This window comes from Achromobacter sp. CSND-B12 (assembly GCF_052906545.1).
Genome location: NZ_JBREGJ010000001.1, coordinates 1424920 through 1443750 on the forward strand (window position 1 = coordinate 1424920; position 18831 = coordinate 1443750).

The following is an 18831-nucleotide window of genomic DNA, read 5'->3' on the forward strand; positions in this document are numbered from 1 at the left end:
GGCGCCGCCGCGCTCAGTCCGCGGCGCGCAGGAAGCGCTCGATGGCCGCCGCCAGCGCGAGCGGCGTTTCATTCATCGGATAGTGCCCGGCATTGGCCAGCACCTCGATCGTCACGCGCGGATAGCGGCGCGCATAGGTCGCGGCCATCAGCGCCGGCGTGAACACCGGATCGTGCTCGCCCACCAGGGCCAGCACCGGATGGCGGCCGTCGATGCGGTCGCTGAAATCGGTGCCGACCCAGGCGGGCAGGTACGCGGCGAACGCGGCCGCCGACGAATGCGCGGCGGAATAGGCCGCCTTCCACGCCACCCATGCAGCCGGCAGGCGCCCGCCGGTGCTGCGGTCGATGATGGCGCGGCGCGCGGCCAGGTCCGCAGCCGCGCCGTCGAACAGCGCGCGCGTGGCCGGCGCCATGGCCACGCCTCCGCACGGCACCGGGGCCACCGCCACCAGCGCGCGCACCCGCTCGGGCGCCAGCGCCGCGACCCGCTCGATCGCCATGCCGCCCATCGAATGGCCCACCAGGCTGAAGCGCTCGAACCCCAACGCGTCGGCCAGCGCCAGCGCGTCGGCGGCGATCTCGTCGATCGAATGTTCGCCGGCCGCCTCGCGCATGCCGCCGTAGCCTCGGTAGTCCATGAAGACGTAGCTGAAGTCCGCGCCCGACAGCCAGGGTTCGATCGGCTCGAAGGCGCGCGCGTCGCCGAACCAGCCGTGCAGCACGATGACGGGATGCGGGCCGTGGCCCACGCGATGGAAAGTGTTGGCCATGTCGGCTCCTGGAGTGTGGCGATGCGCCGCCCCAGGGCAGCGAACGCGATGGACAATGCGGCATCCTAGGCCTGACGGCGACGGCCCGCCTTCGATATCAGGTCATTCACTGTAGAATCCAGGCCATGCGCAATACCCTGGTCGATCCCTACGAGGATATTCCGCGCGACGTGGTGGTGACGGCCTGCGACTATCCGGCCGGCCTGACCTTCCCGCTGCACGCCCACCGCCGCGGCCAGTTCGCCTACGCCGCGCGCGGCGCCATCAGCGTGAACACGCCGACAGGCCGCTGGCTGGTGCCGCCGCAACGCGCCTGCTGGGTGCCGGCGGGCATGGATCACCAGATGACCATGCGCGGCGCGGTGACCATGCTCAACACCTTTCTCACCGAGCGCGCCGCGCAGGCCCTGCGCCTGCCCACCGACTGCCGGGTCCACGCCGTCTCGCCGCTGCTGCGCCACCTGCTCGACGAAGCCATCGACCTGCCCGCGCTCTACGACCTGGACGGCCGCGCCGGCAAGCTGATGGCGCTGCTGGCGGCCGAAATCGCCGCCATGCCGGCGCTGTCGCTGCACGCGCCGCTGCCCGCCGCCCCGCGCCTGGCGCGCGCCTGCCGCGCGCTGTGGGCGGCGCCGGCGATCACCGCGGACCTGGACACGATGGCTGCCGCCGCCGGCATGAGCCGGCGCACCTTCACCCGCCAGTTCCGCGCCGAAACCGGCGTCAGCTTCGGCGCATGGCGCCAGCAGGCCTGCCTGCTGGCCGCGATCGAGCGCCTGAGCCAGGGCCAGCCCGTGACCCGCGTCGCGCTGGACCTGGGCTACGCCAGTCCCAGCGCCTTCACCAGCGCGTTCCGGCGCGTGCTGGGACAGGCGCCCGGCGCGTATCTGGCGGCGCAGCGCTAGCTCGCCAGCGGCGACCAGCGGCTCCCGCCGTAAAAAAAGAGGGTGCCCGAAGGCACCCTGAATCCACCCTACAACAGCACTACAACTTCAACTGCAAAATCAATCGGTTCCGGCTCAGGCGGCCTTCTGTTCCTTGCCGTGCTCGAACTGCGCTTCCTCGGTCGAGCCGGTCAGCGCGGTGGTCGAGGACTGGCCGCCCTCGATGGTCTGCGTGACGGCGTCGAAGTAGCCGGTGCCCACTTCGCGCTGGTGCTTGACCGCGGTGAAGCCCAGGTCGGCGGCGGCGAATTCCTTCTGCTGCAATTCGACGAAGGCGCTCATCTGGCGGCGGGCGTAGCCGTGGGCCAGTTCGAACATGCCGTAGTTCAGCGCGTGGAAGCCGGCCAGCGTGATGAACTGGAACTTGTAGCCCATGGCGCCCAGCTCGCGCTGGAACTTGGCGATGGTGGCGTCGTCCAGGTTCTTCTTCCAGTTGAACGACGGCGAGCAGTTGTACGCCAGCAGCTTGCCCGGGAACTGGCGATGGATCGCGTCGGCGAACTTGCGGGCGTATTCCAGGTTGGGCGTGGAGGTTTCGCACCAGATCAGGTCGGCGTACGGCGCGTAGGCCAGGCCGCGCGAGATCGCCTGGTCAATGCCGGCGCGGGTGCGGAAAAAGCCTTCCACGGTGCGCTCGCCGGTGATGAACGGGCGGTCGTTGTCGTCGACGTCGCTGGTCACCAGGTCGGCGGCGTCGGCGTCGGTGCGGGCCAGCAGCACGGTGGGCGTGCCCATCACGTCGGCCGCCAGGCGCGCCGAGACCAGCTTGGCCACGGCTTCGCGGGTCGGCACCAGCACCTTGCCGCCCATGTGGCCGCACTTCTTCACGGACGCCAGCTGGTCCTCGAAGTGCACGCCCGAGGCGCCGGCCTCGATCATGGCCTTCATCAGCTCGAAGGCGTTCAGCACGCCGCCGAAACCGGCCTCGGCATCGGCCACGATGGGCGCGAAGAAATCGATGTAGCCCTCGTCGCCCGGGTTCTTGCCTTCCATCCACTGGATCTGGTCGCAGCGGGTCAGCGAATTGTTGATGCGGCGCACGACCTGCGGCACCGAATTGGCGGGGTACAGCGACTGGTCGGGGTACATCTCGCCGGCCAGGTTGGCGTCGCCGGCCACTTGCCAGCCCGACAGGTAGATGGCCTTGAGGCCGGCCTTGACCTGTTGCATGGCCTGGTTGCCGGTCAGGGCGCCCAGCGAATTCACGAAAGGCTCGCTGTGCAGTTGCTCCCACAGGCGGGTCGCGCCGCGGCGAGCCAGGGTGTGCTCGACGGCGATCGAGCCGCGCAGGCGGATGACATCCTCGGCGCTGTAGTCGCGCTTGATGCCCTGCCAGCGGCTGTTCTCGGCCCAGTCTTTCTGCAGATTGCGGATTTCGGTTTCGCGGTGGCTCATGGTCATGCTCCTTGGTCTATGGCTGAAAAGGCAAGAAAACTTCGGGGTTGCATTGCGTGAATCGTTGGAGAAAGTCTATGCCTGTGCTGCGGAGCAATGTGGCCATGCCTCTTATATAAGATGAAAAATATTATTCATAAAAATCAATAAGTTATATGGATCGTTCCGCATTACGGAAGGCAATTGTCATCCGTGAAATGCGCTTGCGCGGCGGCGCAGCACGAACTTTCACATGCCGGGAGCGGCGTTTCATGATGCGAAAAATGACGGGTTTGAGAGCGCCTACAATGCGGTCATCTCCACGTTTTCCGACGACCTTCTCCATGACGCTGTCTCACGGCCCGCTGGGCCAGAGCGTGACCTACGTCTCGCAATACGATCCCTCGCTGCTGTTCCCCATCGCCCGCGCCCACAACCGCGAGGCGCTCAACCTGGCGACCGGGCCCCTGCCGTTCACCGGGGTCGATCTGTGGAACGCCTACGAGCTGTCCTGGCTCGACGCCAAGGGCAAGCCGCGGGTGGCGATGGCGACGTTCTCGGTGCCGGCCGACAGCCCCAACATCATCGAGTCCAAGTCGTTCAAGCTGTACCTGAACTCGTTCAACCAGACCCGGCTGGTCAACTCGGCCGCCCTGCGCGGCCGCCTGGAGCGCGACCTGAGCGCCGCCGCCGGCGCCCCCGTGGGGCTGGACTTCATCCTGCCGCAGCGCTTCGGCGAGCTGCGGATGGGCGAACTGGACGGTATCTATATAGACAAGCTCGACATCGAGATCGACACCTACGAACCGGCGCCCGAGTTGCTGCGCAACCGCCCGGGCGACGTGATCGAGGAAACCCTGTGCTCGCGCCTGCTCAAGTCCAACTGCCCGGTGACCGGCCAGCCCGACTGGGCCAGCGTGCAGATCCGCTACCGCGGCCAGCCCATCGACCGCGAATCGCTGCTGCGCTACGTGATCTCGTTTCGCCAGCACGCCGAATTCCACGAGCATTGCGTGGAACGCATCTTCACCGACATCATGCAGGCCTGCGCGCCCGAGCAGTTGACGGTGTATGCGCGCTACACGCGGCGCGGCGGGCTGGACATCAATCCGTGGCGCAGCAACGTCGAGACCACGCCGCCGGCCGACGTGCGCACGGTGCGCCAGTAAAAAAAGCCTCGTCCGCCCGAAGGCGGACGTTTTTTTACAAGCGACGCCCATCCCGGCGGCGTCGCCCGCCGCCCTACTTCACGAACGGCGCAGGCCGCGGCGTGTCGTCCGCCGACGGCGGCAGCAGCGGATACTGGATCGCCGGCTGGTCGCCCGTCAGGGTCTTCAGGAACGCCACGATCTGCGCGTTCTCATCTGGCGTGAAGGTGCGGCCCAGTTGCAGGCGGCCCATCACGTCCACCGCCTGCGTCAGGGTGGCGGCCTCGCCGTCATGGAAGTACGGATAGGTCAGCGCCACGTTGCGCAGCGTCGGCACCTTGAAGTTGAAGCGGTCGGCGTCCTTGCCGGTGACGGCGGCGCGGCCCTCGGCCTTGTTGTCGGTCTGGTACGGCGCCACCAGCCCCATCTTCTGGAACGAGTTGCCGCCCACCGCCACGCCGTTGTGGCACGCCACGCAGCCGCTGTTCTTGAACAGGGTGTAGCCGGCCAGTTCCTGGACGGTCAGCGCCTTGTCGTCGCCCTTGAGCCACTGGTCGAAGCGCGAATTCGGCGTCACCAGCGTTTCCTCGAAGGCCGCCAACGCGCCCGTCACCTCCTCAATGGTGATGCCGTCCTTGCCGAACACCTGCTTGAACTCGGCGCGGTAGCCGGGAATGGAGTTGAGCACCTGCACCGCCAGTTCGTGGGTGGAGGCCATTTCCATGGGGTTGGCGATCGGGCCGCCGGCCTGTTCGCGCAGGTCCTTGGCGCGGCCGTCCCAGAACTGGGCGATGTTCAGGCTGGAATTGAGCACCGTGGGCGAGTTGATCGAACCCTGCTGCCACTTGTGGCCGATCGACGCCTTCAGGTTGTCGGAACCGCCCATGCCCAGGTTGTGGCAGGAATTACAGGAGATCGCGCCCGAGCGCGACAGGCGCGGGTCGAAGAACAGCTTCTTGCCCAGTTCGACCTTGGCCGGGTCCTTGACCACCGCCGCCTCGATCGGCTGGATCGGCTCCTGGCGGGGCGCGCCCGACGCCTGGCCCGCCCAGAGCGCAATGACGACACCCGCCGCGAGCATCGCGTGCTTCTTTCTCATGGCTTTCTCCTGTTGAATAACCTTATCCATATAAAGGTCATTACATCGGAGCCGGCCGGCGGGCAGCTTGCGATGCGTCAAGGACGCCGGCGCGCTGGCGCGCCCCGCAACGGCGGCTTGACCTGACGCAATCGGAACACGCCGACCTGTCGCCACGCCATGCTCCGCCACGGACTCGTGCATCGAGCGCGGACATCGATTCGCTGCCTCGATTGGCTGCCTCGATCCGCCAGGCCGGTGAGCCGCGCGGGCCGATCGCGTCAGTCGTTCGCGTCGAGCTGGCGCAGATGCGCCTCCAGGAAATCCACGCACACGCGTACCTTGGCCGAGGCGTTCAGCCGCGCCGGATACACCGCCCAGATGTTGGCCTCCTGGCGGTACTGCGGCAGCACCGGCACCAGCTTGCCGGCGGCGATCAGCGGGCCCACGTCCCAGGCCGAGCGCAGGATGATGCCGCGGCCGTCCACCGCCCACTGCACCACCATCTCGCCATTGTTGGCCGACAGCGGTCCGCGCACCTTGACGGTGTGCTCGCGCTCGCCGCGCCGCATGCGCCAGACGCCAAAGGGATGGTCGCGCTCCTTGATCACCAGGCAGTCGTGCGCGGCCAGGTCGTCCAGCTTGCGGGGCGCGCCGCGTTCGGCCAGGTATGACGGCGCGGCGCACAGCAGCCTGTGGTTGGCGGCAAGCTTGCGCGCGATCACGTGCGGCGCGATGTCGTCGCCCACCCGCACGTCCAGGTCGTAGCCTTCGGCCGCCACGTCGACCAGGCGGTCGAACACCTCGAAGCGCACCTGCACGGCGGGATGGCGCGACACGAACGCCGACAGCGCCGGCGCCACCACCCGCCGCCCGAAACCGAAACTGCTGCAGATGCGCAGCAGGCCGCGCGGTTCGCGGCGCGTGACGCCGACTTCTTCGACCAGGTGCTCGACGTCGTCAAGAATGCGCTGGGCCCAGTGATAGACACGCTCGCCGGCCTCGCTCACCACCACCCGCCGCGTGGTGCGGTGGAACAGCGGCGTGCCCAGGCTGGCCTCCAGCAGCCGGATGCGCTTGGTGACGTAAGCGGCCGACATGCCCAGGTCTTCGGCGGCGCGGGAAAAACTGGAGGCGCGCACCACGGCGTTGAATACGCGCAGGTCGGCGGGCAGCAGGTCATTATTCATGATTCGTGCATATTCATTTCACGCGATGGACCATTGTAGATGGACTGTAGGGCCGCCTACCATGCTGTCGTCCTCCCGCCGCCGCCCCCTGAGCGCTGCGGCCGGCCCTTTTTTCCTCTTTTGTTTTTCAGGTCCATCCATGTCCCACGTCCACAAGATCGCAGCCATCGCCGGCGACGGCATCGGCAACGAAGTCCTGCCCGAAGGCCTGCGCGCCGTCGAAGCCGCCGCCCGCCGCTTCGGCCTGGCGCTGCAGATCGATACCTTCCCCTGGGCCAACTGCGAGTACTACGCGCAGCACGGCGAGATGATGCCGCCCGACTGGAAGGAACAGCTGCAGGGCTACGACGCCATCTACTTCGGCGCGGTCGGCTGGCCCGCCACGGTGCCGGACCACGTGTCGCTGTGGGGCTCGCTGCTGAAATTCCGGCGCGAGTTCGACCAGTACATCAACCTGCGCCCGGTCCGCCTGTTCGAGGGCGTGCCGTGCCCGCTGGCCGGCCAGCGCCCGGGCGACATCGATTTCTTCATCGTGCGCGAGAACACCGAAGGCGAATACACCAACCTGGGCGGCCGCCTGTTCACCGGCACCGACCGCGAAATCGTGATCCAGGAATCGGTCTTCACCCGCCACGGCACCGACCGCGTCATGCGCTACGCCTTCGAGCTGGCCAACCGGCGCCAGCGCAAGCAGCTCACGGTCGCCACCAAGAGCAACGGCATCGCCATCAGCATGCCGTGGTGGGACGAACGCGCCGACGCCGTCGGCCAGCAGTATCCCGACGTCAAGACCGACAAGCAGCACATCGACATCCTGGCCGCGCGCTTCGTGCTGCAGCCGCAACGCTTCGACGTGGTGGTGGCCTCCAACCTGTTCGGCGACATCCTGTCGGACCTGGGTCCGGCCTGCACCGGCACCATCGGCATCGCGCCGTCGGCCAACCTGAACCCGGAGCGCGCCTTCCCCTCGCTGTTCGAGCCGGTGCACGGCTCGGCGCCGGACATCTACGGCAAGGGCATCGCCAACCCCATCGCCATGATCTGGTCGGGCGCGCTGATGCTGCAGTTCCTGGGCAGCCAGGAGGCGCACGACGCCATCCTGGCGGCCATCGAGCACTGCCTGAAGGACGGCCCGCGCACGCCCGACCTGGGCGGCCAGGCCCGCACCGAGGACATCGGCCGCGCCATCGCCGCCCATATCGAGGCGCAAGGCTGATCCCGGGCGCGGCAAGCGCTCTCCTGCCCGGGACGGCGGCAAATCCGCCGGCCCCAAAAGCAGAACGCCGCCCGAGGGCGGCGTTCTGCCTGCTGCGACGGCGGACGCGTCAGGAACGCGCCGGCACCGCGGCGGCGGGATCGGCCCGGCGCGCCTGCACCGCGATCCACTGCGCCAGCAGTGCGGCGGCGGCGAACGCCACGCCCGCGCCGATCCAGGGGCCCTGACGCAGGCCGGCGTCGAGCAGCAGGCCGAAGGCCAGCGGCCCCAGCGCCGAACCGACGTCCATGCCGGAATACACCAGGCCGTAGACCGAGCCGGTGGAGCCCTTGGGCGTCACGCGCCGGATCAGCATGTCGCGCGACGGCGCCGCCACGCCCGAGCAGAAGCCGGCCAGCGCCACCACCGGCGCGGCGAACAGCGCCGGCACCAGGCCCAGCGCCAGCACCACCAGCGTCAGGCCGGCCAGGATCAGCGCCACCATCACGGTGCGCTCGGTGCGCGGGTTGGCCGACACCAGGAAGCCGCCGGCCGCCATGCCCACCGCCGACGCCACCATGTAGCCCGACAGCGCCGAGCTGGCCGCCACCTTGGACAGGTCGTACAGCTGGCCCAACAGCGGAATGGTGTAGTTCTGCACCGACGACAGCGCAATGGAGGTGCAGGCGAAGAACAGGAACGCGCCCCACAGCGCCGGCTTGGACAGCAGCGTGGCCAGGGTCGTCAGCACGCCTTCCTGCGGCTTGGGCGCGGCGCGCGCGCCATTCCTGGCATCGTCAGCCTGGGCCGGTTCGGCGCCGCCCAGCAGGTTGCGGCCCAGCACGGTCAGCAACAGCACGAAGGCCACCAGCGCGGCGGCGCTGTAGGCCGCCACGCGCCAGTTGGCCAGCAGCGTGATCGAGGTCATGAACACGGGCGTGAGGGCCCAGCCCAGGTTGCCGGTCAGGCCGTGGGCGGAAAAGGCATGGCCCAGGCGCGGCGCGGTGATGCGGTGGTTGATGATGGAGTAGTCGGCCGGGTGGAACACCGAATTGCCGATGCCGCCGACCACGGCGGCCGCCATCAGCATGGTGTAGCCGGTGGCCGAGCCGATCAGCAGCCCCGACAGCACGAAACAGGCCAGGCCGAACCACAGCACCGGCCGCGCGCCCACTCGGTCCACCACGAAGCCGGACGAGGCCTGGCCGATGCCCGAGACCACATAGAAGGTCGACACCAAGAGGCCGAGGCGGGCGAAGTCCAGCCCGAACTCGTTGCCGAGCGACACGTACAGCGACGGCAGGACCAGTTGGAAGAAGTGCGACGAGGCGTGGGCCACGCCGATCAAGAGGATGATCTGCCAGTCGCGGCGGCGGACGGCGGCGTCCGAGGCCAGGTTGGATGCAGCGGTAGTCATTGCGCAAGGCCGCGGGCAGCGGCGAAAGGCGGCCGCCCCGGGGCGGTTCGCGGGTTGTCTCCAGCAACGACCGGCCAGGCCGGCGTTGTCCCTGTGGCGAATGCGGCGCGTGGCCGTGCCGGTCGCGGTCCAAGCCCCACCGGCATCGCTCTTGGTCTGTCCTGGCGGCCCCGGGCGCGAGCCGGGCCGCCGTGTTTCACTGCGCTTTCTCGCGGATCGCGGGCCAGGCGCGCTGCAGGTAATACAGCATCGACCAGACCGTCAGCACCGCGGCCACGACGATCAGCACGTCGCCCAGCAGCTTGCTGGACACGCCATAGATCGGCTGGTTGTACAGCAGGCACGGAATCGCCACCATCTGCGCGGCGGTCTTGAACTTGCCCAACCGGTGCACCGCCACGCTGGCGCTGGCGCCGATCTTGGCCATCCACTCGCGCAGCGCCGAAATAGTGATTTCGCGGCCGATGATGATGAGCGAGATGAAGGCATCGACGCGGCTCAGGTCCAGCAGCACGATCAGCGCGGCGCAGACCATCAGCTTGTCGGCCACCGGATCCAGGAACGCGCCGAACGCCGAAGTCTGGTTCCAGCGGCGCGCCAGCCAGCCGTCGAACCAGTCGGTCAGGGCGGCGATGATGAAGGCCCAGGCGGCGAACGTGTCGCGCACCGGCACGGACATCCAGCTGTCGGGCAGGTAGAACAGCCCGACTACCAGCGGGATCATGGCGATACGCAGCCACGTCAGGATGATGGGTACGTTAATTGGCATAGTGTCCGTATGCTACATCAGCCGGGTTGCGCTGGCTGTCTCGGGGCCGCCGGGCGGCCACGAACCGGCCGTCCGGAGCCCTATCCGCGCAGCGCCTCGTAGATCCGTTCGGCCAGTTCCTCGGAAATCCCGTCCACCGACGCCAGGTCCTCGATGCTGGCCGAGGCCACCCCCGAAAAACCGCCGAAACGGGCCAGCAGCCGCTGCCGGCGGCGCGCCCCCACCCCCTCGATCTCTTCCAGCCGCGACACGTTACGGGTCTTGGCGCGGCGCGCCCGCATGCCGGTGATGGCAAAGCGGTGCGCCTCGTCGCGCACCTGGGCGATCAGCATCAGGGCGGCCGACTCGCCGCCCAGCGCCACCGGCGGACGGCCGTCGGCGAACACCAGGGTCTCCAGGCCGACCTTGCGCCCTTCGCCCTTGGCCACGCCCACCAGCGCCTGGATGTCCAGCCCCAGCTCGGCGAACACCTGGCGCGCCACCTCGACCTGGCCCTTGCCGCCGTCGATCAGCACCAGCCCGGGCATCTGCGCCTCGCCGTCGGCCACCTTGGCGAAGCGCCGCGTCAGCACCTGGCGCATGGCGGCGTAGTCGTCGCCCGGGGTGATGCCCGCGATGTTGTAGCGGCGGTACAGCGACGGCTGCATGTCATGGTGCTCGAACACCACGCAGGAAGCCTGGGTGGCCTCGCCGGCGGTATGGCTGATGTCGAAGCACTCGATGCGCAGCGCGTCCAGCGCCGCCTCGTCGGTATCCAGGTCCAGGGTTTCGGCCAGCGCCAGGGTGCGGGCGGCGCGGGCGCCGGATTCGGTCAGGGCCCGTGCCAGCGCCATCTCGGCGTTCTTGACCGCCTGTTCCAGCCAGGCGCGGCGGGCGCCCTGGGGCCGCGTCAGCACGCGCGACGGGCGGCCGCCGGCCTGCTCCACCAGCAGGTCGATCAGGCCGGCGTCGGGCAAGGCGTGCGAACAGACCAGCACCGGCGGCAACGCATTGTCGGTGTAGTGCTGGGCCACGAAGGCTTCCAGCACCTGCGGCGCGGCCTCGCCCTCGGCGTGGGTCGGGAAGAACGGCTTGTCGCCCAGGTGGCGCCCGCCCCGCACCATGGCCAGGTTGACACAGACCTTGCCGCCGGCGATGGCCACCGCGACGATGTCGGTGTCCTCGCCGCTGACGTTTTCCATGGTCTGCTGGTGCAGCACCCGCGCCAGCGAGCCCATCTGGTCGCGCAGCGCGGCGGCTTCCTCGAAGCGCAGCGCCTCGGCGGCCTCCAGCATGCGGGCCTCGATCTCGCCCATCACGTCCTTGGCCTCGCCATTCAAGAAGCGCACCGCGCGCTGCACGTCCGAAGCGTAGTCCTGCGCCTGGATGGCGCCCACACAGGGCGCCGAGCAGCGCCCGATCTGATGCAACAGACAGGGCCGCGAACGGTTGGCGAAGACGGTGTCCTCACAGGTGCGCAGGCGGAACACCTTCTGCAGGATCTGGATGGTCTCGCGCACCGCCCAGGCGTTGGGGAACGGGCCGAAGTACTGGCCGCGCTTGTTGGTGGCGCCGCGGTAATAGGCGATGCGCGGCCAGTCGTGGCCGGTGATCAGCAGGTAGGGATAGGACTTGTCGTCGCGGAACAGGATGTTGTAACGCGGCTTCAGGCTCTTGATGAGGTTGTTTTCCAGGATCAGCGCTTCGGCCTCGGAGCGCGTCACAGTGACCTCCAGCCGCGCCACCTTCGCCACCATCTGGGCGATGCGCGGGCTGGCCAGGTTCTTCTGGAAATACGACGAGACGCGCTTTTTCAGGTCGCGCGCCTTGCCGACATACATGACCTCGCCGGCCGCATCCAGGTGCCGGTAGACACCCGGAAGATGCGGCAGGTCAGCCAGGAACGATTTGAGATTGAAGTCGTCGGGCATTCTGGTAACGGCTTTCGGCCTGCAGGGCGTCCCAGTCGAGCGCGTCGAAACGCGGCATCAAGCGGCGGATGCGGGCCACGGACTCGGGGGCATGGTCGAACTCGAGCCGCGCCAGCAGCTCGTCGGCCAGGTCGGGCCGGTTGCACACCAGCACCATGTCGCAGCCGGCGCCCAGCGCGGCCTGGGCGCGCGCCAGGATGTCGCCGGCGACGGACGCGCCTTCCATGGTCAGGTCATCGGAGAACACCACGCCATCGTAGCCCAGGCGGGTGCGCAGGATGTCCTGCACCCAGCGCTTGGAGAATCCGGCCGGATGCTTGTCGACCTTGGGGTAGATCACGTGCGCCGGCATCACCGACGGCAGCACCGCGTCGCCCAGCCAGGCGTAGGGCGCGGCGTCGTCCTTCAGGATGCTTTCCAGCGGGCGCGGATCGACCGGGATCTCGTGGTGCGAATCCGCGCCGACGAAACCGTGCCCCGGGAAATGCTTGCCGCAGGCCGACATGCCGGCCAGCGCCAGGCCCTGGATCAGCGCGCGCGACAGCATCGTCACCACCCGCGCGTCTTGGTGGAAGGCGCGATTGCCGATCACCTTGCTGACGCCGTAGTCCAGGTCCAGTACCGGCGTGAAGCTCATGTCCACGCCGCAGGCGCGCAGCTCGGCGGCCAGCACGTAGCCGGCCTCGGTCGCCAGGCGCATCGCGGTCAGCGGATCGCGGTCCCACAGCGCGCCCAGGTCGCGCATCGCGGGCAGCGGCGTGAAGCCGTCTTCGCGGAAGCGCTGCACCCGGCCGCCCTCGTGGTCCACCAGGATCAGCAGGCGCTCCTTGCGCGCCTTGTGGATCTGGCGGGTCAGCTCGGTCAGCTGGCGGCGGTTCTCGAAATTGCGCGCGAACAGGATCACGCCGCCCACCAGCGGGTGGCGCAGGCGCTTCTTTTCTTCCTTGGTCAGCACGGTGCCGGCCACATCGACCATCACGGGACCGGGCGGCAGCGCCCGGGATTTCTTCTTGGCCATCGGCTTGTCCTTCTGTCTTGCAAACCGGCCCGCGGGCTCAGGGCTTGCGTTCGACCACCACGTAGGCGGCGGCCATGTCGGATTCATCGGTAATGGAAACGTGCGCGGCGCCGAAGCGCTGCACGTACCATTCCAGCAATTCGGGGGCGATCACCAGCACCGGCCGCCCCCCGGGCGCGTTCAGGGTCTGCACCCGGCGCCAGGTCATGGGCATGCGCATGCCCAGCCCCACCGCCTTGGAAAAGGCTTCCTTGGCGGCAAAGCGCGTCGCCAGGAAGCGCACGCCGCGCACCGGGTCGCGGGCGCGGCGGGCGTGGAATTTGGCCAGTTCCTCGGGCCCCAGGATCTTCTCGGCGAAACGGTCGCCGTGGCGCGCCAGGGCGCGCTCGATGCGGTCGATGCGCAGCAGGTCCATGCCGATGCCGCCGATGGCGGCCGGCGCGGGAACGACGAGCGGAGATTCGGGCTGGGACATCGTTGCGGGCGCCTTGGGAGGGAGTCGGCCTGGGCTCAACGGCCGCGCAGCGCTTCCAGGCGGGCCTGCACCATCAGCGCCTTCATGTCGCGCACCGCCTTTTCCCAGCCGTCGAACACCGCCTGCGCGACGATGGCGTGGCCGATATTGAGCTCGGAAATGCCGTCCAGCGCCGCCACCGGCTTGACGTTGCCGTAGTGCAGGCCATGGCCGGCATTGACGCGCAAGCCATGGCGCAGCCCTTCGGCCACCGCCACGCGGATGCGTTCGAGTTCGGCCTGGGCGGCCTCGCCCTCCGCTTCGGCGTAGGCGCCGGTATGCAGCTCGATGACGGGCGCGCCGGCGCGGGCAGCGGCTTCGATCTGTGCGGGATCGGGGTCGATGAACAGCGACACGCGGATGCCGGTCTCGGTCAGCAGGCCGACCGCGTCCGTCACCGCCGACAAGGCGCCGGCCACTTCCAGCCCGCCCTCGGTAGTCAGCTCGGTGCGTTTTTCCGGCACCAGGCAGACGTCATTGGGCTTGACCGCGCAGGCGATCTCCAGCATTTCCGGCGTCACCGCGCATTCCAGGTTCATGCGGGTGCGCAACCGCGGCCGGATGGCGTAGACGTCGGCGTCCTGGATGTGGCGGCGGTCTTCGCGCAGATGCAGCGTGATCAGGTCGGCGCCGGCGTCCTCGGCGCGCAGCGCCGCCGCGACCGGGTCGGGATAGGTCGTGTGACGCTGCTGCCGCAGGGTCGCGACGTGATCGATGTTTACACCAAGTTCTATCATTGCACTTTCGTTGTTTCTTCCCAGCCGCCGCCCAGTGCCTTGTAGAGTTCCACACGGTTGATCAGCGCGGCCAGGCCGGTTTGCACCAGCGCCAGCTGGGCATTGAAAAAGTCCACTTGCGCGGTCTGCACCTGCAGGTAGCTGTCGATACCATTGGTATAGCGCAGGTTCGACAGCTCCAGGGTGCGCGCCGACGAATCCTGCAGCGCGCGCTGGGCGTCCAGCTGGGCGCCGTAGGTGGCTTCGCCCGCCAGCGCGTCCGAGACCTCGCGGAACGCCTGCTGGATGGTCTGCTCGTACTGCGCCACCGCGATGTTGTCGCGCGCCTTGGCCAGGTTCAAGCCTTCGCGGATGCTGCCGCCGGCGAACAGCGGCGTGGTGATCGACGGCGAGAAGCTCCAGTACCCTTGCCCGCCCTTGAACAGCGTATCCAGCGACGGGCTGGCCACGCCGAACAGGCCGGTCAGCGAGATGGTCGGGAAGAACGCCGCGCGCGCCGCGCCGATGTTGGCATTGGCCGACTTCAGGTTGTTCTCGGCGGCCAGGATGTCCGGACGACGCTCCAGCAGGTCGGACGGCAGCCCGGCCGGCACCGTCGCCAGCAGCTGGTCGCGGCCGAACGTGGCGGGCGGCGGCAGGTCCTCGGGCAACGGCGTGCCGAGCAACAGCACCAACGCATTGACGGCCTGGGCCTGGGCCCGGGCCAACTGCGCCAGGTCGGCCGAGGCCGTATCCAGCAGCGACTTGGACTGGTTCAGGTCCAGTTCGGAAGCGACGCCACCGTCGAAGCGGCGCTTGACCAGGTTGTACGACTCCTGGCGCGAGGCCAGCGTGCGCTGGGTCAGTTCCAGCTGCACCTGGGCCGCGCGCAGGTTGAAGTACGACTGCGCCACCGCGCCGATCAGCGTGATGTGGGTGCTCTTTTGCGCCTGCTCGGTCGACAGGTACTGCTGGTACGCCGCTTCCGACAGGCTGCGCAGGCGGCCGAACAGGTCGATCTCGAACGTGGTCAGGCCGATGCCGGCCTGGTACGAACTGGTGACCGAACCGGCGCCCGGCTGGCGCATGTTCTCGGGGAAACGCTGGCGCTGCCCCTGGATGCCGGCGCCGATGCTGGGCCATTGCGCGCCGCGCTGCACGCCATACTGGGCGCGCGCCTCTTCGACGCGCTGCACCGCCACGCGCAGGTCGCGATTGTTGACCAGCGCCAGCTCGATCAGGCGCTGCAGGCGCGGATCACGGAAGAACTCGCGCCAGCCCAGGTCGGCCGCGGGCGTGCCCGCCTGCGGCGCCACCGCCGACGCGGGCTGGGTCCCCAGCGTCATCGGCGTGGCGTACGCGCCGTACTGCACCTTGGGCTGGTCGGGCCAGTTGCCGGAGACCGGCGCGTCGGGACGCTTGTAGTCGGGCGCCAGCGAGCAGCCGGCCAACGCCACCGCCACGAAGGCTGACAAGGCGGTCTGTTTGAACATCAGGGCGCTCATTCCTTGCCCTCCTGGCCACCGTTGGGTTGTGCGGATGCGTCCGGCGGGGTTTGCCCCGCGGCCGCCTTCTTGGCCGCCTGTTCTTCCTCGAAGGCGCGCAGCTCGGCGCCCAGCAGGCGCGGCTTGGTCTTGAACAGACCCAGCACCACGACGAAGAAGGTCGGCACGAAAATCACCGCGAACGGCGTGGCGGCCAGCATGCCGCCCAACACACCCAGGCCCACCGCGCGCTGGCTGGCGGCGCCGGCGCCGGTGGCCATGGCCAGCGGCACCACGCCCAGGATGAACGCCAGCGAGGTCATCAGGATCGGCCGGAACCGCAGGCGCGCGGCTTCCACCGCCGCCTCGTACAGGCCCATGCCGCGCGCGTACTGGTCCTTGGCGAATTCCACGATCAGGATGGCGTTCTTGGCCGCCAGCCCGATCACGGTCACCATGCCCACCTGGAAGTACACGTCGTTGGACATGCCCAGCGCGCTGACCAGCGCCACCGCGCCCAGCATCCCCAGCGGCACCACCAGCATCACGGAGATCGGGATGGCCCAGCTTTCATACAGCGCGGCCAGCACCAGGAACACCACCAGCAGCGACAGGCCCATCAGGATCGGGGCCTGGTTGCCGGCCTGGCGTTCCTGGTAGGACAGCCCGGTCCATTCGTAGCCGAAGCCCTGCGGCAGCTGGCCCACCAGCTTCTGCATTTCCTCCATGGCCTGGCCGGTCGTGTAGCCGGCCGCGGCGCTGCCGCCGATGCGCATGGATTCGTAGCTGTTGTAGCGCACCACCTGCACCGGGCCCTGCGACCACTTGGCCGTCACGAACGACGACAGCGGCACCATGCCGCCCTGGGCGTTGCGGGCGTTCAGCTGCAGCACGTCCGACAGCTGCATGCGGTACGGCGCATCCGCCTGCACCCAGATGTTCTGCATCCGGCCCAGGTTGGGGAACTTGCTCAGGTAGGCCGAACCGACGGCGGTGGAGATCAGCGAGGCGGCCTCGTCGAAGTTCACCCCCAGCGCCGCTGCCTTGTCGCGGTCGATGTCCAGCGTCAGCTGCGTGCCGGCCGACAGGCCGGTGATGCGCACCTGCGACAGCACCGGGCTCTTCATGGCCATGCCCATCAGCTGGCCGGTGGCCGCGGCCAGCGCCTCGGTGCCGGCCGCGCCGCGATCCTGCAGGCGCAGGTCGAAGCCGGTGGCATTGCCCAGCGACGAGATCGCGGGCGGCACCAGCGTGAACACCTGGGCGTCGTGGATGCCCATGAGCTGCTTCTGGAAGGCGTTGAACGCGATCGCGCCGGCCGAATCCCCCTTGCCCTTGCGATCCTTGAAGTCCTTGAGCGTGGTGAAGGCGATGGCCGCGTTCAGGCCATTGCCGTTGAAGCTGTAGCCCTGCACCGTGATGATGTTCTCGACCGCGGGAATCTCGCGGAAATAGGCCTCGACCTCTTCGATCACCTGCACCGTGCGATTGGCGCTGGCGCCCGTGGGCAGCTCGATGTTGCTGATGACGTAGCCCTGGTCTTCTTCCGGCAGGAACGACGACGGCAGGCGCAGGTACAGCCAGCCCAGCAGGATCACCAGCACCAGGAAGGCCAGCATCATGCGGCCGCCCTTGTGCAGGATGCGCGAGACCCAGTTCTGGTAGCCGTGCGTGGTGGCATCGAACTTGCGGTTGAACCAGCCGAAGAAACCCTTCTTGTCGTTGTGGTGCCCCTTGGGCACCGGCTTCAGGATGGTCGCGCACAGCGCCGGCGTGAAGGTCAGCGCCAACAGCGCCGAGAAGAAAATCGACACGGCCATGGCCACCGAGAACTGGCGGTAGATCACGCCCACCGACCCGCTCATGAAGGCCAGCGGCAGGAACACCGTCACCAGCACCAGCGTGATGCCGATGATGGCGCCGCTGATCTGCGGCATGGCTTTCTTGGTGGCTTCCTTGGGCGGCAACCCTTCGGTCGCCATGATCCGCTCGACGTTCTCGACCACCACGATGGCGTCGTCCACCAGGATGCCGATGGCCAGCACCATGGCGAACATGGTCAGCACGTTGATCGAGAATCCAAACCCCAGCATGACGGCGAACGACCCCAGCATGGCCACCGGCACCACCAGCGCCGGGATCAGGGTGTAGCGCACGTTCTGCAGGAACAGGTACATCACCAGGAACACCAGCACCATGGCTTCGGCCAGGGTGTGCAGCACCTGCTCGATCGAGACCTTGACGTAGGGCGCGGTGTCGTAGGGGATGGCGTAGGTGATGTTGCCGGGGAAGTACTTGGACAGCTCGTCCATCTGCTGGCGCACGCCCTGCGCGGTGGCCAGCGCGTTGGCGTCGGGTGACAGCACGATGGCGAAGGCGGCCGTGGGCTTGCCGTTCAGGCGGGCGCCGAACTGGTAGTTGTCGGCGCCGACCTCGATGCGGGCGACGTCGCGCAGCAGCACCTTGGAACCATCGCTGTTGGCGCGCAGCACGATCTTGCCGAAACCATCGACGGTGCTGAGCTGGCCGTTGGCCACCACGGTGGCTGTGATGCGCTGCGAATCAGGATTGGGCGGCGCGCCGATGCTGCCGCCCGACACCAGCACGTTCTGCGCGGCGATGGCCTGGTTGACCTCGGACATGCTCAGGCTGAAGCCGACCAGCTTGGCCGGGTCGACCCAGATGCGCATGGCGCGCGGCGCCGCGAACAGCTGGAACTGGCCCACGCCGGACACCCGCGACACCGGGTTCTGGATGTTGCGGGTGATGTAGTCGGCCAGCGCGGTCTGATCGAGCGAGCCGTCGGTGGACGACAGCGTCACGATCATCAGGAAGCCGGTACTGGTCTGCTCGTACTTCAGGCCCTGTTGCTGCACCGCGGACGGCAGCTGGGCGATCACGTTGGACACGCGGTTCTGCACGTCCACCTGCGCCAGGTCAGGGTCGCGGCCGGGCGCGAAGGTGGCGGTGATGGTCGAGGTGCCGTAGGAATCGCTGACCGACTCGTAGTAGATCAGGCCCTTGGCGCCGTTGAGCTTGTCCTCGATGATACTGGTGACCGATTCGGCCACTTCCTTGGCCGAGGCGCCCGGATAGGTCGCGGTGATGGTGATGGCCGGCGGCGCCACGTCGGGGTACTGCGACACCGGCATGTTCGGGATGGCCAGTATCCCCGCCAGCAGGATGAACAGGGCGACTACCCAGGCGAAGATTGGTCGATCAATAAAAAATTGCGGCATGTGGGCTGACTCTGAAAGCGATGCTCACCAAAGAGGAACGCAGCGCATTGCGCTGCGAGCCGC

Annotated in this window: 15 protein-coding genes; 3 read left to right on the forward strand and 12 right to left on the reverse strand. The window is 68.3% G+C overall.

Annotated features, from left to right (window positions below):
• Window positions 1–13: 13 nt before the first annotated feature.
• The gene (locus tag ACUTAG_RS06595; protein WP_148318357.1) at window positions 14–772 is read right to left on the reverse strand and encodes an alpha/beta fold hydrolase; all 759 of its coding nucleotides are present in this window, start codon (window positions 770–772) and stop codon (window positions 14–16) included.
• 125 nt (window positions 773–897) lie between these two features.
• Between ACUTAG_RS06595 and ACUTAG_RS06600 the strand changes: the two genes are divergently transcribed.
• Window positions 898–1677 carry an AraC family transcriptional regulator gene (locus ACUTAG_RS06600; protein ID WP_148318355.1) on the forward strand — a complete coding sequence of 260 codons (780 nt, stop codon included), beginning with the start codon at window positions 898–900 and terminating at the stop codon, window positions 1675–1677.
• A 114-nt stretch (window positions 1678–1791) separates the two neighbouring features.
• Here ACUTAG_RS06600 and aceA read toward each other — a convergent pair whose 3' ends face one another.
• On the reverse strand, window positions 1792–3111 hold the full coding sequence (gene aceA / locus ACUTAG_RS06605) for an isocitrate lyase (RefSeq protein WP_024069969.1): 1320 nt from the start codon (window positions 3109–3111) through the stop codon (window positions 1792–1794).
• Between the two features lie 323 nt (window positions 3112–3434).
• Between aceA and queF the strand changes: the two genes are divergently transcribed.
• The gene (gene queF, locus ACUTAG_RS06610; RefSeq protein WP_148318353.1) at window positions 3435–4259 is read left to right on the forward strand and encodes an NADPH-dependent 7-cyano-7-deazaguanine reductase QueF; all 825 of its coding nucleotides are present in this window, start codon (window positions 3435–3437) and stop codon (window positions 4257–4259) included.
• Between the two features lie 73 nt (window positions 4260–4332).
• Here queF and ACUTAG_RS06615 read toward each other — a convergent pair whose 3' ends face one another.
• Both ACUTAG_RS06615 and ACUTAG_RS06620 read right to left on the reverse strand, forming a co-directional pair.
• Complete coding sequence (locus ACUTAG_RS06615) at window positions 4333–5337, reverse strand: cytochrome-c peroxidase (RefSeq protein ID WP_116792122.1); 1005 nt, start codon at window positions 5335–5337, stop codon at window positions 4333–4335.
• Window positions 5338–5597: 260 nt separating this feature from the next.
• Window positions 5598–6506 (reverse strand): LysR substrate-binding domain-containing protein, encoded by a 909-nt coding sequence (locus tag ACUTAG_RS06620; protein ID WP_006384814.1) that lies wholly within the window; start codon window positions 6504–6506, stop codon window positions 5598–5600.
• A 139-nt stretch (window positions 6507–6645) separates the two neighbouring features.
• On the opposite strand from ACUTAG_RS06620, the gene ACUTAG_RS06625 reads away from it, so the two are divergent.
• Window positions 6646–7722 (forward strand): tartrate dehydrogenase, encoded by a 1077-nt coding sequence (locus ACUTAG_RS06625; RefSeq protein ID WP_006384815.1) that lies wholly within the window; start codon window positions 6646–6648, stop codon window positions 7720–7722.
• A gap of 109 nt (window positions 7723–7831) precedes the next feature.
• Here ACUTAG_RS06625 and ACUTAG_RS06630 read toward each other — a convergent pair whose 3' ends face one another.
• The 8 genes from ACUTAG_RS06630 to ACUTAG_RS06665 all read right to left on the reverse strand — a co-directional run bounded on the left by ACUTAG_RS06630 (window position 7832) and on the right by ACUTAG_RS06665 (window position 18768).
• Window positions 7832–9118 carry an MFS transporter gene (locus tag ACUTAG_RS06630; protein ID WP_006384816.1) on the reverse strand — a complete coding sequence of 429 codons (1287 nt, stop codon included), beginning with the start codon at window positions 9116–9118 and terminating at the stop codon, window positions 7832–7834.
• 196 nt (window positions 9119–9314) lie between these two features.
• On the reverse strand, window positions 9315–9887 hold the full coding sequence (gene pgsA / locus ACUTAG_RS06635) for a CDP-diacylglycerol--glycerol-3-phosphate 3-phosphatidyltransferase (RefSeq protein ID WP_020929024.1): 573 nt from the start codon (window positions 9885–9887) through the stop codon (window positions 9315–9317).
• An 80-nt stretch (window positions 9888–9967) separates the two neighbouring features.
• Window positions 9968–11797: an excinuclease ABC subunit UvrC gene (uvrC, locus tag ACUTAG_RS06640; protein WP_020929025.1), complete on the reverse strand. Its 1830-nt coding sequence runs from the start codon at window positions 11795–11797 to the stop codon at window positions 9968–9970.
• The gene (nagZ, locus tag ACUTAG_RS06645) at window positions 11760–12815 is read right to left on the reverse strand and encodes a beta-N-acetylhexosaminidase (protein WP_026384743.1); all 1056 of its coding nucleotides are present in this window, start codon (window positions 12813–12815) and stop codon (window positions 11760–11762) included. Before nagZ ends, uvrC begins: the two co-directional genes overlap by 38 nt.
• A 37-nt stretch (window positions 12816–12852) precedes the next feature.
• Window positions 12853–13290, reverse strand: coding sequence for a holo-ACP synthase (acpS, locus tag ACUTAG_RS06650; protein WP_006384820.1), 438 nt, complete (start codon window positions 13288–13290; stop codon window positions 12853–12855).
• A gap of 35 nt (window positions 13291–13325) precedes the next feature.
• Window positions 13326–14066: a pyridoxine 5'-phosphate synthase gene (gene pdxJ / locus ACUTAG_RS06655; protein ID WP_006384821.1), complete on the reverse strand. Its 741-nt coding sequence runs from the start codon at window positions 14064–14066 to the stop codon at window positions 13326–13328.
• On the reverse strand, window positions 14063–15550 hold the full coding sequence (locus tag ACUTAG_RS06660) for an efflux transporter outer membrane subunit (protein WP_020929026.1): 1488 nt from the start codon (window positions 15548–15550) through the stop codon (window positions 14063–14065). Before ACUTAG_RS06660 ends, pdxJ begins: the two co-directional genes overlap by 4 nt.
• A complete protein-coding gene (locus ACUTAG_RS06665; protein WP_020929027.1) occupies window positions 15547–18768 on the reverse strand; it encodes an efflux RND transporter permease subunit in 3222 nt (1073 codons plus the stop codon). Before ACUTAG_RS06665 ends, ACUTAG_RS06660 begins: the two co-directional genes overlap by 4 nt.
• Between the last annotated feature and the right edge of the window lie 63 nt (window positions 18769–18831).